At 72.1% G+C, this 19,024-nt stretch carries 21 protein-coding genes, 1 tRNA gene and 1 riboswitch; of the genes, 10 read left to right on the forward strand and 12 right to left on the reverse strand.

Annotated elements, in window-relative coordinates:
* Positions 1–59: 59 nt before the first annotated feature.
* A complete protein-coding gene (locus tag ACFYOU_RS03225) occupies positions 60–1,598 on the forward strand; it encodes an NAD(P)-binding domain-containing protein (RefSeq protein WP_391303137.1) in 1,539 nt (512 codons plus the stop codon).
* Here ACFYOU_RS03225 and ACFYOU_RS03230 read toward each other — a convergent pair.
* Positions 1,586–2,389 (reverse strand): exodeoxyribonuclease III, encoded by an 804-nt coding sequence (locus ACFYOU_RS03230; protein WP_389762149.1) that lies wholly within the window; start codon positions 2,387–2,389, stop codon positions 1,586–1,588. The two genes, ACFYOU_RS03225 and ACFYOU_RS03230, sit on opposite strands and share 13 nt — an antisense overlap.
* 86 nt (positions 2,390–2,475) lie before the next feature.
* Between ACFYOU_RS03230 and ACFYOU_RS03235 the strand changes: the two genes are divergently transcribed.
* Positions 2,476–2,985, forward strand: coding sequence for a GNAT family N-acetyltransferase (locus tag ACFYOU_RS03235; protein ID WP_391303140.1), 510 nt, complete (start codon positions 2,476–2,478; stop codon positions 2,983–2,985).
* Between the two features lie 21 nt (positions 2,986–3,006).
* Here the strand turns inward: ACFYOU_RS03235 and ACFYOU_RS03240 are convergent, their stop codons facing one another.
* Positions 3,007–3,837 carry a tetrahydrofolate dehydrogenase/cyclohydrolase catalytic domain-containing protein gene (locus tag ACFYOU_RS03240; protein WP_391303141.1) on the reverse strand — a complete coding sequence of 277 codons (831 nt, stop codon included), beginning with the start codon at positions 3,835–3,837 and terminating at the stop codon, positions 3,007–3,009.
* Between the two features lie 58 nt (positions 3,838–3,895).
* Positions 3,896–3,982, reverse strand: a riboswitch (ZMP/ZTP riboswitch).
* Between the two features lie 97 nt (positions 3,983–4,079).
* Positions 4,080–4,679, reverse strand: a complete 600-nt coding sequence (locus tag ACFYOU_RS03245; RefSeq protein ID WP_391303143.1) for an ABATE domain-containing protein — start codon at positions 4,677–4,679, stop codon at positions 4,080–4,082.
* 87 nt (positions 4,680–4,766) lie between these two features.
* On the opposite strand from ACFYOU_RS03245, the gene ACFYOU_RS03250 reads away from it, so the two are divergent.
* The 3 genes from ACFYOU_RS03250 (at position 4,767) to ACFYOU_RS03260 (ending at position 7,252) form a co-directional block, all read left to right on the forward strand.
* Positions 4,767–5,558 (forward strand): MBL fold metallo-hydrolase, encoded by a 792-nt coding sequence (locus ACFYOU_RS03250; RefSeq protein ID WP_391303145.1) that lies wholly within the window; start codon positions 4,767–4,769, stop codon positions 5,556–5,558.
* 174 nt (positions 5,559–5,732) lie between these two features.
* Entirely contained in the window at positions 5,733–6,566 is an 834-nt protein-coding gene (locus ACFYOU_RS03255) for a methyltransferase domain-containing protein (RefSeq protein ID WP_391303147.1), read from the forward strand.
* A gap of 197 nt (positions 6,567–6,763) precedes the next feature.
* A complete protein-coding gene (locus ACFYOU_RS03260; protein WP_385496074.1) occupies positions 6,764–7,252 on the forward strand; it encodes a DUF4265 domain-containing protein in 489 nt (162 codons plus the stop codon).
* Between the two features lie 13 nt (positions 7,253–7,265).
* On the opposite strand, the gene ACFYOU_RS03265 is transcribed toward ACFYOU_RS03260, so the two are convergent.
* On the reverse strand, positions 7,266–7,397 hold the full coding sequence (locus ACFYOU_RS03265; protein WP_391303150.1) for a hypothetical protein: 132 nt from the start codon (positions 7,395–7,397) through the stop codon (positions 7,266–7,268).
* Between the two features lie 120 nt (positions 7,398–7,517).
* Between ACFYOU_RS03265 and ACFYOU_RS03270 the strand changes: the two genes are divergently transcribed.
* A complete protein-coding gene (locus ACFYOU_RS03270; protein WP_385496072.1) occupies positions 7,518–8,075 on the forward strand; it encodes a hypothetical protein in 558 nt (185 codons plus the stop codon).
* Positions 8,076–8,288: 213 nt separating this feature from the next.
* Here ACFYOU_RS03270 and ACFYOU_RS03275 read toward each other — a convergent pair whose 3' ends face one another.
* Entirely contained in the window at positions 8,289–8,600 is a 312-nt protein-coding gene (locus ACFYOU_RS03275; protein WP_391303152.1) for a helix-turn-helix domain-containing protein, read from the reverse strand.
* A 75-nt stretch (positions 8,601–8,675) separates the two neighbouring features.
* Here ACFYOU_RS03275 and ACFYOU_RS03280 point away from each other — a divergent pair, with 75 nt between their 5' ends.
* Together ACFYOU_RS03280 and ACFYOU_RS03285 are read left to right on the forward strand one after the other, a co-directional pair.
* Positions 8,676–9,602 carry a hypothetical protein gene (locus ACFYOU_RS03280; RefSeq protein ID WP_385496070.1) on the forward strand — a complete coding sequence of 309 codons (927 nt, stop codon included), beginning with the start codon at positions 8,676–8,678 and terminating at the stop codon, positions 9,600–9,602.
* Positions 9,599–11,416 carry a hypothetical protein gene (locus ACFYOU_RS03285; RefSeq protein ID WP_391303154.1) on the forward strand — a complete coding sequence of 606 codons (1,818 nt, stop codon included), beginning with the start codon at positions 9,599–9,601 and terminating at the stop codon, positions 11,414–11,416. The genes ACFYOU_RS03280 and ACFYOU_RS03285 overlap by 4 nt, the downstream gene beginning before the upstream one ends.
* A gap of 235 nt (positions 11,417–11,651) precedes the next feature.
* Here the strand turns inward: ACFYOU_RS03285 and ACFYOU_RS03290 are convergent.
* From ACFYOU_RS03290 to galU, 7 genes are all read right to left on the reverse strand, one after another.
* Positions 11,652–11,725: transfer RNA gene (locus tag ACFYOU_RS03290), tRNA-Ala, on the reverse strand.
* A 164-nt stretch (positions 11,726–11,889) separates the two neighbouring features.
* Positions 11,890–13,377, reverse strand: a complete 1,488-nt coding sequence (gene glpR / locus ACFYOU_RS03295; RefSeq protein ID WP_391303156.1) for a gephyrin-like molybdotransferase receptor GlpR — start codon at positions 13,375–13,377, stop codon at positions 11,890–11,892.
* A 183-nt stretch (positions 13,378–13,560) separates the two neighbouring features.
* On the reverse strand, positions 13,561–14,241 hold the full coding sequence (locus tag ACFYOU_RS03300) for a GNAT family N-acetyltransferase (RefSeq protein WP_391303771.1): 681 nt from the start codon (positions 14,239–14,241) through the stop codon (positions 13,561–13,563).
* Positions 14,238–14,867, reverse strand: coding sequence for a molybdenum cofactor synthesis domain-containing protein (locus ACFYOU_RS03305; protein ID WP_391303158.1), 630 nt, complete (start codon positions 14,865–14,867; stop codon positions 14,238–14,240). The genes ACFYOU_RS03300 and ACFYOU_RS03305 overlap by 4 nt, the downstream gene beginning before the upstream one ends.
* On the reverse strand, positions 14,864–15,376 hold the full coding sequence (gene moaC / locus ACFYOU_RS03310; RefSeq protein ID WP_391303160.1) for a cyclic pyranopterin monophosphate synthase MoaC: 513 nt from the start codon (positions 15,374–15,376) through the stop codon (positions 14,864–14,866). The genes ACFYOU_RS03305 and moaC overlap by 4 nt, the downstream gene beginning before the upstream one ends.
* Positions 15,377–15,495: 119 nt before the next feature.
* Positions 15,496–16,848: a gephyrin-like molybdotransferase Glp gene (gene glp / locus ACFYOU_RS03315; protein ID WP_391303162.1), complete on the reverse strand. Its 1,353-nt coding sequence runs from the start codon at positions 16,846–16,848 to the stop codon at positions 15,496–15,498.
* Between the two features lie 4 nt (positions 16,849–16,852).
* The gene (galU, locus tag ACFYOU_RS03320) at positions 16,853–17,755 is read right to left on the reverse strand and encodes a UTP--glucose-1-phosphate uridylyltransferase GalU (protein WP_389762168.1); all 903 of its coding nucleotides are present in this window, start codon (positions 17,753–17,755) and stop codon (positions 16,853–16,855) included.
* A gap of 94 nt (positions 17,756–17,849) precedes the next feature.
* Here galU and ACFYOU_RS03325 point away from each other — a divergent pair, with 94 nt between their 5' ends.
* Together ACFYOU_RS03325 and ACFYOU_RS03330 are read left to right on the forward strand one after the other, a co-directional pair.
* Positions 17,850–18,497 carry a 5-formyltetrahydrofolate cyclo-ligase gene (locus ACFYOU_RS03325; protein WP_391303772.1) on the forward strand — a complete coding sequence of 216 codons (648 nt, stop codon included), beginning with the start codon at positions 17,850–17,852 and terminating at the stop codon, positions 18,495–18,497.
* Between the two features lie 184 nt (positions 18,498–18,681).
* The gene (locus ACFYOU_RS03330) at positions 18,682–18,921 is read left to right on the forward strand and encodes a hypothetical protein (RefSeq protein WP_385493908.1); all 240 of its coding nucleotides are present in this window, start codon (positions 18,682–18,684) and stop codon (positions 18,919–18,921) included.
* Positions 18,922–19,024: the final 103 nt, after the last annotated feature.

Raw genomic sequence — 19,024 nt, forward strand, 5'->3', positions numbered from 1 at the left:
CGCACCGTCACCGGACCGCCGCCCGCGCGGACGCGGAGCAGGCTCACGGAGGCACCAGGATGACCGAGCACCGCCCACAACCGCCCCCGCACGTCCGGGTCGCCGTGATCGGCAGCGGGTTCAGCGGACTCGGCGCGGCCGTCCGGCTGCGCCGCGAGGGCGTCACCGACTTCGTGGTCCTGGAACGCGCGGACGCCGTCGGCGGCACCTGGCGCGACAACACCTACCCCGGCAGCGCCTGCGACGTCCCCTCCCACCTGTACTCCTTCTCCTTCGCCCCGCACCCCGACTGGCCGCGCAGCTTCTCCGGCCACGAGGACATCCGCCGCTACCTGGAACACGTCACCGACACCTTCCGGCTCCGCCCCCACCTGAGGCTGCGCCACGAGGTGACCCGCGCCCGCTGGGACGAGGACCGTCTGCACTGGCGCCTGGAGACCACCGGCGGCACCCTCACCGCGGACCTCGTCGTCTCCGCCACCGGCCCCCTGTCCGACCCGCAGGTCCCGCAGGTCCCCGGCCTCGACACCTTCCCCGGCGAGGTGTTCCACTCCGCCCGCTGGAACCACGGGCACGACCTGCGCGGCGCACGCGTCGCCGTGGTCGGCACCGGCGCCTCCGCCGTCCAGTTCGTCCCCGAGATCCAACCGCAGGTGGCCCGGCTCACCCTCTTCCAACGCACCCCGCCCTGGGTGTTGCCCCGCGCCGACCGGGAGATCGGCGAAGCCGAACGCCGACTGCACCGACGGCTGCCGTTCACCCTGCGACTGCGCCGGAGCGCCCTGTGGGGGGTGCGCGAACTCCAGACGCACGCCTTCACCCGGTGGCCCAGCGAACTCGCCCTTGCCGAACGGAGCGCACGGCGCCACCTGGCCCGCGCCGTCACCGACCCCGCCCTACGCGCCCGACTGACCCCCGACTACCGCATCGGCTGCAAACGCATCCTGCTGTCGAACGCCTACTACCCGGCGCTCGCCCGCCCCAACGTCCACGTCACCGGCGCCCTCGCCGAAGTCCGCGGCTCCACCCTGATCGCCGCCGACGGCACCGCCACCGAAGCCGACACCCTCGTCTTCGGCACCGGCTTCCGGGTCACGGACCTCCCCATCGCCGACCGGGTCGTCGGCCTCGGCGGCCGGACCCTCGCCCGGTCCTGGCAGGACGGCATGCGCGCCCTGCGCGGCACCACCGCCACCGGGTTCCCCAACTGGCTCACCCTCATCGGCCCCAACACCGGCCTCGGGAACTCCTCGATGATCCTCATCATCGAGTCCCAACTGAACTACCTGGCCGACTTCCTGCGCCGACTGCACACCCTCGGCGGCCGGGTCGCGCTCACCCCCCGCGCGGACGCCGTCGACGCCTGGAACGCCACCCTGCAACGGCGGCTCGCGCGCACCGTCTGGAACACCGGCGGCTGCCGCAGCTGGTACCTCGACGCACAGGGCCGCAACACCACCGTCTGGCCCGGCACCACCTCCGCGTTCCGCGCCGCCACCCGCCGCGTCGACCTCAGCGAGTACGAGGTGCTCCGCCCGGCCCGGCCCCGCGCGACCGGCCCCGCGGGAGCACCCCGTGCCGCGGCTCAGCTCCCGTAGACGACGGTGACCGGGGCGTGGTCCGACCAGCGCAGCTCATGGCTGGCGGCCCGTTCCACGGTCGCCTTGAGCGCCCGACCGGCGAGGCCGGCCGTGGCCATCTGGTAGTCGATGCGCCACCCGCTGTCGTTGTCGAAGGCCCGGCCCCGGTAGGACCACCACGAGTACGGGCCCGCCACGTCCGGGTGCAGGGCACGGACCACGTCCACGTAACCGCCGTCCGCGGGGTCCAGCACCCGGTCCAGCCAGGCCCGCTCCTCGGGCAGGAAACCGGAGTTCTTGGCGTTGCTCCGCCAGTTCTTGAGGTCCGCCGCACGGTGCGCGATGTTCCAGTCCCCGCACACCAGCACCTCGCGCCCGTCGGCCGCCGCCCGCGCCCGCAGGTCCACCAGGTACGGCAGGAAGGCCGCCGTGAACCGGTCCTTCTCCGCCTGGCGCTCGGTGCCGACCTCACCGGACGGCAGATAGAGGCTGGCGACGGTGACGCCCGGCAGGTCGACCTCCGCGTACCGTCCGCTGTCCTCGAACTCCGCCGTCCCGAAACCGATCCGCACCGCGTCCGGCTCCCGACGGGTGAGCAACGACACACCCGCCCGGCCCTTGGCGGCGGCCGGCGCGTGCACCACGTGCCACCCCTCGGGCGCACGCACCGCCGCCGGCAACTGCTCCGGCTCGGCCCGGACCTCCTGGAGGCACACCACATCGGCGGCCGTCTGCGCGAGCCACTCCACGAAGCCCTTCTTCGCAGCGGCCCGCAGTCCGTTCACATTGACAGAGGTCACACTGAGCATTCCGGCAGATTACCGGCACACTGAACGGGGCCCGCGCCCACCGCCGCACCCCCTCCCACCGACCGCATAGAAGTACGATGATCCGCATGCATATACGTCAGGTCTCGTTCGCTCACGCCGACGCCGTGAAGCTGAACGACCGCGTCCAGCGCGAGTACGCCGAACGCTACGGCGACGAAGGCGACGCCACCCCCCTGGACCCCGCCATGTTCGAACCGCCGCACGGCCTCTACCTCATCGCGTACGACGAGAACGGCACCCCCCTCGCCACCGGCGGCTGGCGCCGCCAGGACACCAACCCCTTGGGGTACGGGGACGGCGACGCCGAGATCAAGCGGATGTACGTCACCCCCGAGGCCCGGGGCCGCGGACTGGCCCGCCGCCTCCTCGCCGCACTGGAGGCCGACGCCAGCGCGGCGGGCCGCACCCGCATGGTCCTCGAAACCGGCACCGAGCAGCCCGAGGCCATCACCCTGTACGAGTCCAGCGGCTACGCGCCCTGCACCAAGTTCGGCCACTACCGCCACAGCGAACTCAGCCGCTGCTACGCCAAGCCCCTGGTCCCGGCACGGGGCCGAGCCGGCGACCCCGTCTGAGGCGCACCACGACCGGTACGGTCACCCGGCGCTCTGGCGTTCCGCGGCGTCCACGGTCTGGGCCAGCAGCACCGCGATGGTCATCGGCCCGACCCCGCCGGGAACGGGCGTGATCAGACCGGCCCGGATGCGGGCGGCCTCGAACTCCACGTCACCGACGTTGCCCGGGTTGTACCCGGCGTCGATCACCACCGCGCCCGGCTTGACGTCCGCACCCCGGATCAACTCGGGCACCCCCACGGCCGCCACCACGACGTCCGCCTCCCGGACGTGCGCGGACAGGTTCGCGGTACGGGAGTGGCAGTACGTCACCGTGGCGTCCTGACCGAGCAGCAACATGCCCACCGGCTTGCCCAGGATCGCACTGCGCCCCACCACGACCGCGTGTTTGCCGGCCAGTTCGACCTCGTACGCGGCGAGCAGCCGCATGATGCCGCCGGGGGTGCACGACGCGAAGCCGGGCAGCCCGAAGCCCATCGCGGCGAAGGAGTGCATCGTCACCCCGTCGACGTCCTTCTCCGGAGCGATGGCCTCGAACGCCGCCCGCTCGTCGATGTGCCGCCCGGCGGGGTGCTGGAGCAGGATGCCGTGCACGTTCGGGTCGTGGGACAACGCGGTGAGCGTGTCGACGAGTTCCGCGGTGCTGGTGTCGGCGGGCAGCCCGACGTGCCGGGACAGCACCCCGGCCTTGGCACTGCGGTTCTGCTTCATCCGTACGTACGTGACCGAGGCGGGGTCGTCGCCCACCAGTACGGTCGCCAGGCACGGGACGGTTCCGGTGCGGCGGGTGAGTGCGGCGGCTCGGGCGGCGGTCTCCTCGACGAGGCGTCGGGCGAGGCCGGTGCCGTCCATGAGTCGCGCTGTCGGTGTCGGGGACGTAGGGGACACAGTCGCCTCCCAGGCGTGGTGGACCACTTGCCCAGGCGCACGGCATCGACGCTGTCGTCAGGCCGCTCCCCGGTGGTGCCCCACCCAAGCGCCAGTCACGGCCCACTAGGCACAGTAGTGGACACCCCCACCCCCCCACGCAGTGGCGTACACCACTCCCCCCCCACAGCCCCGACCGCCATCGGCCCCGGGTACGGACCCCCGCTTCAGTCCGACTTCGGTCGGGCCCGACGGGCGTAGGCGCGGGCGGCGCGGGCGCGGTCACCGCACCGGGTGGAGCACCACTGGCGGCGACCGTGGGACAGCAGGTAGCGGTTGCAGGGGGTGGAGCCGCAGGCGGTGAGACGTTCGGCGTCGGGCCCGGTGAGGAGGTCGGCCGCGTTGGCCGCCAGGGTCGCCAGCGCACGGTCGAGCACCTCGTTGGTGGGGCACGGCACCGCGCGGTAGGGGCCGTTCTTCTCGTCCCAGTGCAACAGCGCGGCCGTGGGGGCCCGGCTCAACGCGTCGTTGACGGCGGACAGGGCCGCGGGCAGGGCGGGCACCCCGATCACCCGGGCGGAGAACAGGGCCCTGACGTTCTCGCGCAGCGAGCGCAGTTGCGTGGCGCACATCTCCTGCACCCCGGCGTCGACCGGAGCGAGGCCGCGTTCGGCGAGCCACTGGTTGGTGCCCGCCGGGGTGCCGAGGAAGTCGACGAAGTGCCCGCCGGGCAGCGCGACGGCGCTGTTGACGAAGTCGAGGGCGAGATGGCCCTCCGCCCCGGGAGCGGGTGGCAGCACGGGCTCGACGGTCGGGGCCTCACTCATGAACCTCATGGTACAGCTTGCGTTCTTCCGTGAGACATCACTACTGTCCATCACGGAACAGCCGCTACTCATCCGTGAGGTTTCGCCATGGCCCGTACTGGCACGTCCCCCGAGCAGATCCCCGTCCGCGTCTTCGGCGGCCCGACCGCCCTCTTCTCCTACGGCGGACTGCGCTTCCTGACCGATCCGACCTTCGACGCCCCCGGCGACTACCCCATACCGGGCGGCCGGCTCACCAAGACGGCACCCTCCTCCGCCGCACCGGCCGACCTCGGCCCCGTCGACGTGGTCCTGCTCTCCCACGACGAGCACCCCGACAACCTCGACACCTCCGGCCGCGCACTCCTCGCCGACGTCCCGCTCACCCTCACCACCCCCGGCGGCGGGGAGCGCCTGGGCGAGCGGGCCACGGGGCTGGCCGACTGGGAGTCGGTCGAACTCGACCGCCCCGACGGCGGCGGCACGGTCACCGTCACGGGCGTACCCGCCCTCCACGGTCCCGGCGCCCGCGAGGACATCGAACCGCTCACCGGCCAGGTCGTCGGTTTCGTGCTCACCGGGGAGGGCCTGCCCACGCTCTACGTCAGCGGTGACAACGCCTCACTCGAACCGGTCCGTCAGATCGCCGAACGCTTCGGCCCGGTGGACACCGCCGTCCTGTTCGCCGGCGCCCCCCGCTTCCCCATCCTCTTCGGCGGCGCACCGATCGTCCTCGACAGCGCGCGGGCCGCCGAGGCCGCCACCATCCTCGGCGCGCGCCGGGTGGTCCCCGTCCACTACGACAGTTGGGCGCACTTCACCGAGGGCCGCGACGAGTTGGTCGCCGCGTTCACCGAGGCCGGACTGATCGACCGCCTGGACCTGGGCACCCGGGACTGACGGCCCGCGAGCAGCGGGTCACCTCCTGGTGAACCGTGCAGGAAGCGGACGTCGAGCGCCGACGCGGAGTCTCCATCCGCATCGGGTCGATGGGCCCCGGGCGAAAGCACGAACAGTGCCAGACTGGGCACGTCGGTACGGTTGTGAGCGCATCCTTCCCGGAGGTGTCACCACGTGGCATTCGATGCCCAGGAATCCTTCCCCGTCATGCGGCCCGCGGTACGAGAGACGTACGGGCCCGCAGACTTGAGCGGGGAACCGATCTTCGCCGGCGGGTTCATCAACTTCGGGCACTGGCGTGACATCGACGTGGACGCCCCGCTCAGCGAGGCGGATCGCATCCGCAGCCAGCAGGACCTCTATCGCCGAGTCCTGGACGCCGCGGGGCCACTCCAGCAGCTACGGCTCCTCGAAGTGGGCAGCGGGCTCGGAATGGGCTGCGCGCTCGCCCTGTCCGAACGCCGCCTTGCCGAGGTCACCGGCATGGACATCCACCCCGCCCAACTGAAACGGGCCCGAGAGGTGCACGCGGGCCTGCTGAAGGAGGCGCCGGAACGGCTGCGATTCGTCCAGGGCGCGGCGGAGCGCATGCCCTTCGCAGACGCCGAGTTCGATGCGGTCGTCAGCGTGGAGGCCGTGCAACACTTCCCGGACCTGGAGGCCTTCGCGGTTGAGACGGCGCGCGTGCTGCGCCCGGGCGGGCGGGTCGCCGTCGCCAGCTTCTTCGCCGGGGGCGACGCGCCGGGCCGGGGCGAGGACCTCGCGCAGTTGCTGGAGACCTTCGCGAACGGCCTGGACATCGCCCGCCCGGTGACCGCGCTGGCGGACGCGCTCACCGCCCGCGGCCTCTCAGCGGTGCGGGTCGAGTCGATGGGTCCACAGGTCTGGGCGGGCTGGGACGCATGGTTGGCCCGCCACTACGCACCGGACGCCTGGCCCCGGAACTTCCTGAGGGCCTACGAACGACGGCTCCTCGACTACTACCTCGTCACCGCCCGACGCCCCTAGGCCCGCAACGGCCATCGACCGAGTCCCGGAAACGACGAGATCCCGTCCGATCTGAACGATCGGACGGGATCCCGTGACGTTTGCTGTGGGCTGTTCACGAGCGCCGCTGACCAGCGTCGAAGCCGGGGTTTGAAGATCTTTTCCCGCTCGTGGAGTGATCGTTCCCCACCCTGGCCGCAGCTGTGGATGATGATGCCGTGACGGACATCAGGGACGACCATGTGAAGGTCCATTTCCGGCTGGAGGTGGACGAGGCCGGCTGGCCGCCGGCGAGTGTGGAGAGCCTGTGGGCGGTGGATCTCGGCGGCGGGACCGTGCGTGTGGACAACACGCCCTGGTTCGTGCGGGGGGTTGCCAGTGGCGACATCATCCGGGTCGAGGTCGACGAGGACGGGGTGCGCTGGGCTGGTGAGACGGTGCGGGCGTCGGAGAACTGCGCCATCCGTCTGATCGTCCTGAGGGACGGTGGCTCGGCCGTCGCCCGGGGGACCGTGCTGGAGACGTTCCATCGACTGGGCACGACCGGCGAGGGGATCGAGCAGTTTCGGATGGTCGCTCTCGACGTTCCCCCGGCTGCGGACCTGCCTCGGATACGGAAGCTCTTGGAGCACGGAGAGGCCAAGGGGTGGTGGCACTGGGAGGAAGGGTGTGTCACTGCTGCCTGGAAGTCCACTGCCTCGGGATGAACGTTCCCAGTGGTTACTCGCGCCGCTGAGGCGGTGTTGGATTCTCACGGACTTTGGCGTCGAGCTGTTCGCTGCAGTTCCACAGGACGGACATGGCGGCGCCGACGGCCTCGAACTGGATGTCCGGGTCGCTGCTGTGGGGCATGAGGGCGGGAGAGGAGACTGGCATCAACCACCAGACAAGGTTGGTGGTTTGGCTGCCTGGCGTGGCTGGCATTCCCTACGATGTCTGGCATTGTGCGGTCGGTTCGAGGAGGGGCTGTTGGTGTCCGGTGAGACGGCTGCGGTTGAGGGGTTGCGCACAGCCGTGGGCTTCTACTCTGACAAGGCCGCACGTCTGCGTCAGCAGCGGGCCGAGCTGGAGAAGGAACTGGCCGCGGTTGAGTCTGAGTTAGCCAAGGCTGTGGCCAGTCGGGACCACTTGGCGTCCGCGCTGGACGAGATCACGGTCGACACACAGACCGCTGATCCTCGTGCCGACCAGCCTGAGGCTGAGGGCGTGAGCGCGGCGCGGTCGGCCGAGGATGAGCGCTCTGAGACGGGGGCTGCCCCTGATCAGGAGCGAGCCGCGGCTGCGCCGCGGAATCGTCAGTTGGGGCGGCAGGTGTTGCAGGTGCTGGCGACTGCGGGGCGCCCACTGCGGGCGAAGGAGATCACGGAGGCTATCGGGAGGCCCATCTCCGGCAAGGTGGGTGCGGCTGCGATCGAGACGACCCGAAAAACGTGCAAGCGGCATGTCAGGCACGGCCGGGCCGTTGAACCCGAACCGGGGGTTTTCAAGATCGCTGCCGCTCGCAGTGGCAACGCGAAGGGGGCGGCCTAGCGACTCCCCTTTCATGGATGTCCCCTCCTCCCGTTACGGGGAGAAGGGGACGTGTTCCGTTGAGCTTGGACCCTCTTCGGAACCTGTGACGCGGACCCCTTGGTAGTGGCTCACGCACTTCCCCCGAGGCTAGAGGAATTCAGCTCGCCTCGGGGGTGCGTGGCCTATTTCATCGTTCCCGGACGTCCTGAGCCGGGAACGGAGAGGCCGATTTCAATGCAGTTGACACCTTTTACTCCGGGGTGGGTAGAGCGGGACGGCGAGGAAGTCCTCCAAGCGGGCGACGGTGGCGATGTCGGGCCAACAGCGCCCCGCGATCAGATCAGCAATGGCCTGCCGGTTGACTCCCGATCCGTCTGCGACTCGCCGCAGACTCTTGGCCTGGCTCTTCAGGGCCTCGGTGAGGGTCCGGGCGATGGCCTGGATGACATCGGCGGCCGGGTCGTCGATGACGGCATGGGGCCAGGATTCCGGATCACGGGCAAGCTCGCGCGGCGGTCTGCTGCGGGCCAAACCTCCGACCATGTCGATGCACTCCTTTCCGTGAAGATCGGCTTCGATCCCTTCACTGGCTGCTTGTCCAGCCGGTGGGATTGGTCTGTGACGCTCAGTCCCGAGGTTTCCCGCAAGATCCGCGAGTACCGTCCCCGGCTGCCACAGCAGCAGTGGGCCACGGTCGCCGACTTGGTCCGGTCGACCGTGACAGCGGCGGCACCTGCCACCTGCTACGAGGCCAATCACCTGCTGCATGTCGTCGGCCGGCTCGCTGTCTGGGCCGACCAGTCGGGGCTCCCGCACGATCCCGGCACCTGGCTGCGGACGGAGACGATCGACGCGTTCGTACTGTCCGGCTGCACCACGGTGGAGAACTCGACGGTGCTGACCTACCGGACATGGCTGCGGCGGGTGCGGGAGGCGCTGGTGTGGGTACAGCGCGGGGAGGCTCCCCCCGTTCGGCTGTCCTCGCCCCGCGCACCCCAACCGCCTTACGAACACGGGGAGGTGGCCCGTCTGCGGGACTGGGCCGGGCACCTGCCCGGCCGGGCACGGCTGGACGGGCTGGCGCTCATGGTGCTCGGCGCCGGGTGCGGTCTTGCGCCCGGCGAGGTCGTACGCATCCGCGGCCATCACGTCCGCGTCACGTCCACCGGGGTCGCGGTGCTCGACCGGACCCTGCTCGGACGGCTGGTGGCCTGCCACACCGAATGGGAATCCGTGCTCGCCGACCTCGCCGAGGCAGCAGGGTCCGGGTTCCTCTACCGGCCGAGCCGCAAGGTCGCCGCGGCCAAGAACCTTGTCTCCTCGTGGCCCGTTCGGCATCGGCCCCACGCCGGACTGCCGCCGCTGTCGGCCCGCAGGCTGCGGTCGACATGGATCGTCGGACGGCTGGCCGAGGGCATCAGCCCGGTGATCGTCGCGTCCGCGGCCGGGATGGCCTCTCCCGCCGGGCTGGCGCCTTATCACCAATGGGTTCCGCCGTTGCCCGAGAAGGAGGTCGTCCGGCTTCTGCGGGGACGCCGCCGGTGAGGGCGCGGCCCGAAAGCGACCAGCTGGCGGCGCGGGCGCTGCGGCCCCGCGTCCGCCCCGGACGGCTGACCGAGATCCCCGATTCGAAGGTCGGCCAGCTGCTGGCCGTGCTGGACCGGTCCGGCCTGCCCGGCCAGTTGGAGGACATCCTGGCCGGGCGGCCCGGGCCATCCGGAATCCGGCCTCGGACAGTGCTGGCCGGTCTGATGCTCGCCGTCTACTACACCGGCCGGGCGACGATCGCCGACGCCTGGCGGGTCCTGCACTTCGGTCTGCGTCCCACGGCCCGCGCCTGGTTGGGCATCCCCGAACAGGCACCGGCAACGGCCCGCGAAGGCATCGCGGCCAGCCGCCGCCTCTACCGGGGGCTGGACCGGATCACCAGCGCCCTCGACCCGGCACGCTGCGACCGGCGCCGCCGCCTGCCCCAGGCGGACGCCAACGCCCACGCCGCAGCCTGGAAGGACAAGGCCGGCCGCACGGCCGCGGACCGGCTCCAGCGTCTGGCGAACGACCTCGTCCTGACCACCGTGCAACTGGCACAGGAGCGCGGCCACCTGCGGGCCTGGCGCGGTGACGTCGGCGTCGACGCCACGGCTATCCCCGTGATGGCCAAACCGGACAGTGAGCACTCCGATTCCGCCTCGGTCGAGATCACCGCAGGCTGGCACTTCAGCGGCGGATCCGACAAAGGCATCTTCGGCTACAGCGCCACACTCCTGGTCGCCGCCCACACCCGACCTCCCGGGCCAGCGGGCAAGACTCAAGGGCTGGTGGAGTACCCGCAACTGTGTCTTGGGCTGGTACTCGACACCCCCACCGTCCGCACCGGACCCAACGCGATCACCCTGCTGCGGCACCTCACCGAGCTCGGGCTGCCGACCGGCACCTGCGCGGCCGACCGCGCCTACACCGGATGCGCACCCGCCAACTTCCAGATCCCCGCCCGCCGGCTCGGCTACCGCCTCGCCCTGGACTACAAGGCCGAGGACCGCGGAGTCCAGGGAAGCTGGCAGGGAGCCGTACTCGTCGACGGATCCCTCGCCTGCCCCCACATCCCCGCCGCCCTCGCCAACGCGACCCACCGCGCAAACGACAAAGCCGTACGCCTGCGCAGCGACGAACTCAACCAAGCCATCGCGCAACGTGAGCCGTACTTCCTCAAGCTCAAACAGAACGCCGACGCCCGCGGCACGATCCGCCTCCAATGCCCGGCGGCTGGCCCCTCCCCGTCGGTGAACTGCCCACGGCGGGACCGCCTCCGCCCCCACAGCCCGCGCACCCCGGGGCCGCCCCAGGCCGTGATCAAACTGGGCGACACACGTACCCGTGCCAGCCACCCCGCCGCCCGGCCCACCATCCAGCTGCCCGAGAACGAATGGCTCGCCCCCAAGACGAAGGAGGAGCTTCCCTCCGTTTGCGGCGCATCGGCCATCAGCGTCCCCGCCGACGCCGGCGGCGACCTGAAGACCGCCAAGTTCCGTCAGGACAGCCGCTACCTGAGCTCCGTATGGGACCGCACCTACAAACCGATCCGCTCTCACAACGAGGGCATCAACGGGCGCCTGAAAAGCGCCGAGATGGACATCGGCAGCCCGAAACACCGGCGAGCCCCCGGACAGGTCGCCCAGACACTCCTGATCGCCATCATGATCAGCATCGGGAACCTGGACATCTTGGAAAGCTGGCTGTTCAGAAGCACCGGTGAGCACCTCACCGACATCGACGACGAGCCCGGCTACGGCCCGCTCTCGCCAGCATGCGAATCCCAGCCCAGGCACAACGCCGGACGGCACCCACCACCAACCCACTGACCACCACGCTGGACAACCACACAGCGCCACCACCAGCCCCGGCCCCCCGGGGCCCTCAGCCATGCCCGCACAGCAACAAGCCCCGGACCGAACCGCCCCCACGCCCAACATGTCGCCAGCCACCACCCCGAACAGCCATCGAACGAGCCCCGGAAACGACGAAACCCCGCCCGATCTCAACGATCGGACGGGATCTCGTTACCGCTCCAGAGCTAACTCAAGAACGGCCTTGCTGTGGACCTGAGGGGATTCGAACCCCTGACCCCCTCGATGCGAACGAGGTGCGCTACCGGACTGCGCCACAGGCCCTTGCAACGGGTGAAACTCTAGCACCCCCGCAACGGTGCTCGGAAATCCGCTCCCGGACCGGTCTGCGCTGATCAACCGGCCGCCCCGGGCCGATCACCGGGCACGGGACGGGAGCCCGAACACCCCCCGGCCGCACGGGGACACGGAAGCCCCCGGCGAGACGGTCACTCGTTGGCCGCGCGGGGCCGTTCCTTCTCCTCGTACTGGTCGAAGAGCGGTGTGCGCCCCCGCTCACGGGAGCGGCGCGCCGATGCGGCCCGGCGCGCGTCGCACCGTTCGTCGCCGTCCTCGAAGCCGGCACCGTCCGCAGCCCCGTCGCCCCCGGCGTCGACGGAGCCCGCCGCGGTCGGGGACGCGCCCGGGTCCGTGCGGCGCCCCGTCGGTTCGGCGGCGCTGGAGCGGGCGGAGCTCCACGCGTCCGGTGCGCCGAGGTCCACGCCACCCGTGGCGCGCGGGGCGACCGGCGCGGTCACATAGGTGGGCAGCGGCACCGGGACCGGGTCCCAGCTGCCCCCCTGCCCGGGACTCCGATGACGTTCGCGCTGCTGGTCGACCCACTCGGCGTGGTCGGTCTGCTCGACCAGCGCCCGCCGGTCGGCGGCCAGCGCCGACAGCTCGGGGTCGGTCGCCGGCTCCACCGGTTCGCCCTCCGAACGGTCCGCGCGGTCCGACCGGTCGGAGGCGGCGGCGCTCTCCGACTGGGGGCGGCGCGGCTGGCGCTCCCGCAGGCGCTGGGCGGCCAGCTCGGCACTTCGCCGGTCCATGACGTAAGCGAACCGGTGACGTTCCTGTCGGCGCAGATAGGCGATGTACCCACTGAGCAGCACGGCGGGCAGCGCGGGCGCCCAGAGGAAGGCCAGGCCGCCGACGGCGGCGACGACCGCCCCCGCGGTGAAGGCGAGGAAGAGCACCACCGTGGTGCGGCGGCGGCGCGCGAGCACCTTCGTGCGCCGGGCGCGTGCGGTGGCCTCGGCCGTGGCGCGCGGGCGCGCGGGGGCTCCCTCACGCGCCTTGCGCTTCCCGCGCTCCGTGCTCTCGCGGTTCTCGCGGCCGCTGCCGCCGTCGCTCCCGCGTACCTCGGCACGGACCTCGCCGCGGCGCACGGCCCGAGCGGGGCGCGCCTTGTCCTGGCGGACGGCTTCCTGACGCACCGCTTCCTGGCGGGCCGCCTCCAGCCGTGCCGCGTCATCGCGCTCCGCCTCCTGGCGGGCGACCTCGGCTTCCTTGCGGGCGGCCTCCTGGCGGGCCGCCTCCTTGCGCACGGCCTCCTGCCGGGCCGCCTCGTGCCGGGCCGCTTCCTCGCGGGCCGCTTCCGCACGGGCCGCTTCCTGGCGGGCCAGCGCAGCCTCCACCTCCTGGCGCGAGGGCGCCGGAGGCATGGCGAAGGCCCGGACGTCCACCGAGTCGGTGACGCCGTCCGGGGCCGGACCGGGACCGGCGACCGGCTCGTCCTCCTCGGTCGAACGCGCCCGCAGGTCCTTGGCGTAACGGCGCTCCATGCCCGCCCGCCCGGACAGGAGCCGGATGGCGGTACTGAAGCGTTCCGTCGGACGGGCCTCGTTCAGCTCGTCTTGCCTACGGAGCCACATCGGCACCAAGTAGGCGGCCCAGGCCCCGACGATGACTGCGTAGATGAGGCCGCTGCTGCTCACGTCTCACACCGTAGAGGTCTTTGCGCGGGGCCATCCGCCAATTGGGGCGGTGTGTCGCACGATCTAGCTCATATTCCGAACTTTTTTTGCGACTGATGCGATCAGCGGCTCGGTAACAGGGGTCACGATTGCCCCGCTTGGCGCCTTCGGATGACAATTTCGCGACCGATATCGAACATGCATTCAATTCTTCGGGGAGTCCGGCGGCTCGGGCGGGGCGGACGACGAGTGCTCCCCTGACGTCCCGCGCAGCGCACGGGCGCGCTGGTGCCACCGGTACAGCAGCCCTTCCGGCACCTCCTCCGCGGTGAGCGCGAACACCAGGTGGTCCCGCCACGCACCGTCGATGTGGAGGAACCGCGGCCGGAGTCCCTCACCGCGGAACCCGAGCTTCTCCACGACCCGGCGGCTGGGGGCGTTCTCCGGACGGATGCAGACCTCGATGCGGTGCAGTCCCACCGTGCGGAAGCCGTGGTCGACGGCGAGCGCCAGCGCCGTCGGCATGACCCCCCGGCCCGCCACGCCCTCGTCGACCCAGTAGCCGACGTGGCCCGAGCACATCGAGCCCCAGGTGATGCCCGCGACGGTGAGCTGCCCCACCAGCCGCCCCTGGTACTCGATGACGAAGGGCAGCATCCGTCCCGCGTTGGCCTCGGCCCGCAGATGGCGCACCATCTGTCGGTACGTGGGCCGGTGGGTGATCGGCCCGCTCGGGGTGGGCGGCGGGATCGTCGCCTCCCAGGGGCGCAGCCAGTCCCGGTTGCGCCGGTTGACCTCACGCCACGCGCGCTGGTCACGCAGTTTTATGGGGCGGAGGACGACCTCGCCGTCCTCCAGCTGGACGGGCCATGCGGAGCTGTTCAGCGTGGGCTCCCGATCGGTCCGGCGTCCGGCGCGGGCTCCTCGCCCGTCGCACCGGGCTGCCCCGGTGCGTCGCGGGCGGGCGCGCCGTCCTCGGTGGACGGCAGGGGGTGGTCGCCGCCGCGCAACTGGTCGACGGCGTGCGTCAACAGGGGCTCCAGTACGGCGAGTCCGTCGCGCACTCCGCCCGTGGACCCCGGCAGGTTGACGATGAGGGTGCGGTCCGCGACGCCCGCGACGCCCCGGGACAGCGCGGCGGCGGGCACCGTGCGGCGGCCGAACGCGCGGATGGCCTCCGGGATGCCCGGCACCGGGTAGTCGATGACCCGGGCGGTCGCCTCGGGGGTGCGGTCGGTCGGTGAGACGCCCGTACCGCCGGTGGTGAGGATCACGTCGTAGCGGGCGGCCACGCCCTCCCGGAGCGCGGCCTCGACCGGGTCGCCGTCCGGGACCACGCGCGGGTCGTCGACGGTGAACCCGGCCGCTCTGAGCGCCGCCACGATCAGCGGACCGCCGCGGTCGTCGTACACCCCCGCCGCTGCGCGTCCGGACGCCGTCACCACCAGCGCCCGGTAAGGCGCGCGCGTACCGTCCGCGCTGCCGTCACCCCGGTGTGCGCCCGCGTTCACGCCCGGCTCCAGTCACCCGACGCTCCGCCGGTCTTGTCCTCGACGCGGACCTCCGTGATGACGGCGCCCTGGTCGACCGCCTTCACCATGTCCACGACCGTGAGGGCGGCGACCGTGACCGCGGTGAGCGCCTCCATCTCGACGCCCGTGCGGTCGGTGGTCCGCACGGTGGCGGTGATCTCCACGGCGTCGTCGGAGACGGACAGGTCCACCTTCACCCCGGACAGCGCCAGCGGATGGCACAGGGGGATCAGCTCCGGGGTCCGTTTGGCGCCCATGATGCCGGCGATGCGGGCGGTGGCGAGCGCGTCGCCCTTGGGCACGCCCTCCCCGCGCAGCAGGGCGACGACCCGGTCGTTCACCAGGACCCGGCCGCTGGCGCGGGCGGTGCGCGTGGTGACCTCCTTGGCGGAGACGTCGACCATGCGGGCCGCGCCGGCCTCGTCGATGTGCGTGAGGCGGCGCTGTGCGGAGGTACCGGGGGTGTCCCCCCGGGAATGCGCGGTCATGTGCTGTGACGCTCCCGGTCCGGGCCCGCTCACGGTGCGGCGCGCGGAGCCTGTGTGCGGGCTACCGTACCGCGCGCGGGACGCGTGTTCCGGGCCAGGACCCACCCGGGGCGCGGCCGTTACGCAGATCCGGGTGCGGCGGACCGGCCGAGCAGCACGACGTCGACGTCCTCGCCCGGCTCCACCGAGGTCACCTCGCGCGGGACCACGATCAGGGCGTCGGCCTGCGCCAGGGCGGCGACCAGGTGCGATCCGGCCCCGCCGACGGGCGTCACCTCGCCCGTGTCGACGTCATGGCGGCCGCGCAGGTACTGGGTGCGGCCGGCGGGCGAGGTCAGCGTCTTGTCGGCGCGCAGCACCGCGCGGGCGGTGGGCCGGTGCACGTCGGACAGGCCCATCAGGGTGCGGATGGCGGGCCGGACGAACAGTTCGAAGGACACGTACGAGGACACCGGGTTGCCGGGCAGCGCCAGCAGGGGCGTGTGGTCGGGGCCGATGGAACCGAAGCCCTGCGGTTTGCCGGGCTGCATGGCCAGCACCCGGAAGTCGACCCCGCCGCCGGCGACGTCCTCGTCGCGCACCGAGGACAGGGCTTCCTTGACGACGTCGTAGGCGCCGACGCTGACCCCGCCCGAGGTGACGACGAGGTCCGCGCGGATCAGTTGGTCCTCGATGGTGGCGCGCAGCGTCTCGGCGTCGTCGGCGACGGCGCCGACCCGGTAGGCGAGGGCGCCCGCCGCGCGGGCCGCGGCGGTCAGGGCGTAGCTGTTGGAGTCGAAGATCTGCCCTTCGCCCAGCGGTTCGCCGGGGGGCACGAGTTCGCTGCCGGTGGAGAGGACCACCACGCGGGGCCGCGGGCGCACCCGCACGGTGCCGCGTCCGATCGCGGCGAGCAGGGCGATCTGGGGGGCGTCGAGCACCGTGCCGGCGGTCAGCGCCAGATCACCGGCGCGCACGTCGCTGCCCTGCGCGCGGACGTGCGCCCCGGCGGATGCCGTCCGGTGCACGCGCACCTGGCCGGACGCCCCTTCGGGAGCGGCGCTGTGGGCCCGCATGCCGGTGACGGGGCCACCGCCGAGCCCGCCGTCGGTCCACTCCACGGGGACCACGGCCTCGGCGCCGGGGGGCAGCGGGGCGCCGGTCATGATGCGGGCGGCCTGTCCGGGACCCACCGCGAGTCGTCCGCCCCGTCCGGCGGCGACGTCCCCGACGACGGTGAGGACCGCCGGGTACTCCTCGCTGGCGCCCGCGACGTCGGCGGTGCGGACGGCGTACCCGTCCATGGAGCTGTTGTCGAAGGGCGGGAGCGACACCGGCACCACGACGTCGTCGACGAGGACGCAGCCCTGGGCGTCGAGGAGCTGGAGTTCGATGGGCTCCAGGGGGCGGACGGTCCGGAGGACGTCCTCCAGGTGTTCCGCCACCGTCCAGACCCGGTCCTGGTCGGTGGTGCCGGTGTTCGTTCCGCTCAAGTCGCTACATCTCCTCGGTGACGTAACCGCGCAGCCAGGTCCGGAACTCCGGGCCCAGGTCCTCACGTTCGCACGCGAGTCTGACAATGGCACGCAGGTAGTCGCCGCGGTCGCCGGTGTCATAGCGGCGGCCGGTGAAGACGACGCCGTGCACCGGGCCGCCGACCTTCTCGTCCAGCGCGAGCTGCTGGAGGGCGTCGGTGAGCTGGATCTCGCCGCCGCGGCCGGGCTCGGTGCCGCGGAGTATCTCGAAGACGTGCGGGTCCAGTACGTAGCGGCCGATGACGGCGAAGTTGCTGGGCGCCTCCGCGGGGTCGGGCTTCTCGACCAGGCCGGTCACCTTGACGACGTCCGGCTCGGCGGTGGCCTCGACGGCCGCACAGCCGTAGAGGTGCACCTGCTCGGGGGCGACCTCCATGAGCGCGACGACGCTGCCGCCGTGCCGTTCCTGGATGTCGACCATGCGCGCGAGCAGCGGGTCACGGGGGTCGATGAGGTCGTCGCCGAGCAGGACCGCGAAGGGCTCGTCACCGACGTGGGGGGCCGCGCAGAGGACGGCATGGCCGAGGCCCCGGGGGTCGCCCTGGCGGACGTAGTGCATGGTGGCCAGGTCGCTCGACTCCTGGACCTTCGCGAGCCGGGCCCGGTCGCCCTTCTTGGTGAGGGCTTCCTCCAGCTCGTAGTTGCGGTCGAAGTGGTCCTCCAGGGGACGCTTGTTGCGTCCGGTGATCATCAGGACGTCGTCCAACCCGGCGGACACCGCTTCTTCGACCACGTACTGGATGGCCGGTTTGTCCACGACCGGCAGCATCTCCTTGGGAGTGGCCTTGGTGGCGGGCAGGAAGCGGGTGCCGAGGCCGGCGGCGGGGATGACGGCCTTGGTGATCCTGGAGTTCGACTCAGTCATGGAGGTCACCCTAACCGGTGGCATTGTAGGGATTCTGTAGCTCTACATAAGTGATCCGCATATGACAGGACATGGAAAGGCGAGCACGACGATCATGAGCGTGACCGAGGGCGGGGCCGAGCCTGACAAGCGCAGTTTGCGACGACGGATCCTCAGTATGAGGAGCGGGTTGCCTCAACATGACGTCGAGGGGACGTCGCTGGTTCTGGCCGCGCGCGCACGGGACCTCACGGAGCTGTCCCGGGCACGCACGGTGGCCGCCTACGTCTCCGTCGGTGACGAACCGGGCACCCTCCCCCTCCTCGACGACCTCCGCGCGCGGGGGGTGCGCGTCCTGCTGCCGGTGCTCCTGGACGACAACGACCTCGACTGGGGGCGCTACGAGGGCCCGGACTCGCTCGTCGAGGTCCCCCGCACCTCCCGCATGACCCTGCGGGAACCCGGTGGCCCCCGTCTCGGACCCGAGGCGGTCCTGGAGGCCGACGCGGTGCTGCTCCCCGGCCTCGCGGTCGACGACCGCGGCATGCGCCTCGGCCGCGGCGGCGGCTCGTACGACCGGGTCCTCGCCCGGCTGGAGCGCGCCGGAGCCGATCCGTGGCTGGTCGTGCTGCTGTACGACACCGAGGTGGTCGCACGGGTGCCCGTCGAAGCGCACGACCGGCCGGTGCACGCGGTGGTCACCCCCTCGGGGGTCCGCCGCTTCCCGGGCCGCGCCGAAGCCCCGGGCCACCGGCGAGGGTGAGTTTCCGGGAGCACGGTTGACGCCTCGGGAGGCCGCGCGACGGCCGTGCGGAGGTCGTGCGGCGGCGGGGCCTGCGGTTCCGGACCCGCGCGGACGGAGCGGGGGCGGGACGCGCCGGTCCACCCGCCACGCCCGGACGGATGAGAGCGCGTGCCCCCGACCGGTCACGGACTGTTGACTGGGCATGACGAAGACGTTCCGTACCCTGTCCACCGCCGCCGTCCTCGCCGTCGGGGCCCTGCTGCCCGGCGCGCACACGGCCGTGGCGGCCGAGAGCCCGGTCAGTGCCGGCCCCGTCACCTCGGAGGGCGTCGCGGGCGCCGCGCAGACGGGGCTGGAAGTGCTCAGGACCTGCGGGTTGCCCACCGTCGCGGACCCGAGCAGCATCGTCCAGAACTGCACCGACGGCTCCCTCGCCCGCTGATGCCCGTGCCGCCGGTCCCCCTTCCCCGGCGGACGCCAAGTGGCCCTGCACCCGACGGTGCAGGGCCACTTCCCTGTGCTCGGACGGTCACCCGTCCGCCGGC

Source organism: Streptomyces sp. NPDC005955, from assembly GCF_042871255.1.
GTDB lineage: Bacteria > Actinomycetota > Actinomycetes > Streptomycetales > Streptomycetaceae > Streptomyces.

Bases quoted from the DNA above. Each gene is read 5' to 3' on its own strand.
- ACFYOU_RS03225 (WP_391303137.1), top strand. From the start codon at position 60: ATGACCGAGCACCGCCCACAACCGCCCCCGCACGTCCGGGTCGCCGTG.
- ACFYOU_RS03230 (WP_389762149.1), bottom strand. From the start codon at position 2,389: ATGCTCAGTGTGACCTCTGTCAATGTGAACGGACTGCGGGCCGCTGCG.
- ACFYOU_RS03235 (WP_391303140.1), top strand. From the start codon at position 2,476: ATGCATATACGTCAGGTCTCGTTCGCTCACGCCGACGCCGTGAAGCTG.
- ACFYOU_RS03240 (WP_391303141.1), bottom strand. From the start codon at position 3,837: ATGGACGGCACCGGCCTCGCCCGACGCCTCGTCGAGGAGACCGCCGCC.
- ACFYOU_RS03245 (WP_391303143.1), bottom strand. From the start codon at position 4,679: ATGAGTGAGGCCCCGACCGTCGAGCCCGTGCTGCCACCCGCTCCCGGG.
- ACFYOU_RS03250 (WP_391303145.1), top strand. From the start codon at position 4,767: ATGGCCCGTACTGGCACGTCCCCCGAGCAGATCCCCGTCCGCGTCTTC.
- ACFYOU_RS03265 (WP_391303150.1), bottom strand. From the start codon at position 7,397: ATGCCCCACAGCAGCGACCCGGACATCCAGTTCGAGGCCGTCGGCGCC.
- ACFYOU_RS03275 (WP_391303152.1), bottom strand. From the start codon at position 8,600: ATGGTCGGAGGTTTGGCCCGCAGCAGACCGCCGCGCGAGCTTGCCCGT.
- moaC (WP_391303160.1), bottom strand. From the start codon at position 15,376: ATGACCGCGCATTCCCGGGGGGACACCCCCGGTACCTCCGCACAGCGC.
- galU (WP_389762168.1), bottom strand. From the start codon at position 17,755: ATGACTGAGTCGAACTCCAGGATCACCAAGGCCGTCATCCCCGCCGCC.
- ACFYOU_RS03325 (WP_391303772.1), top strand. From the start codon at position 17,850: ATGAGCGTGACCGAGGGCGGGGCCGAGCCTGACAAGCGCAGTTTGCGA.
- ACFYOU_RS03330 (WP_385493908.1), top strand. From the start codon at position 18,682: ATGACGAAGACGTTCCGTACCCTGTCCACCGCCGCCGTCCTCGCCGTC.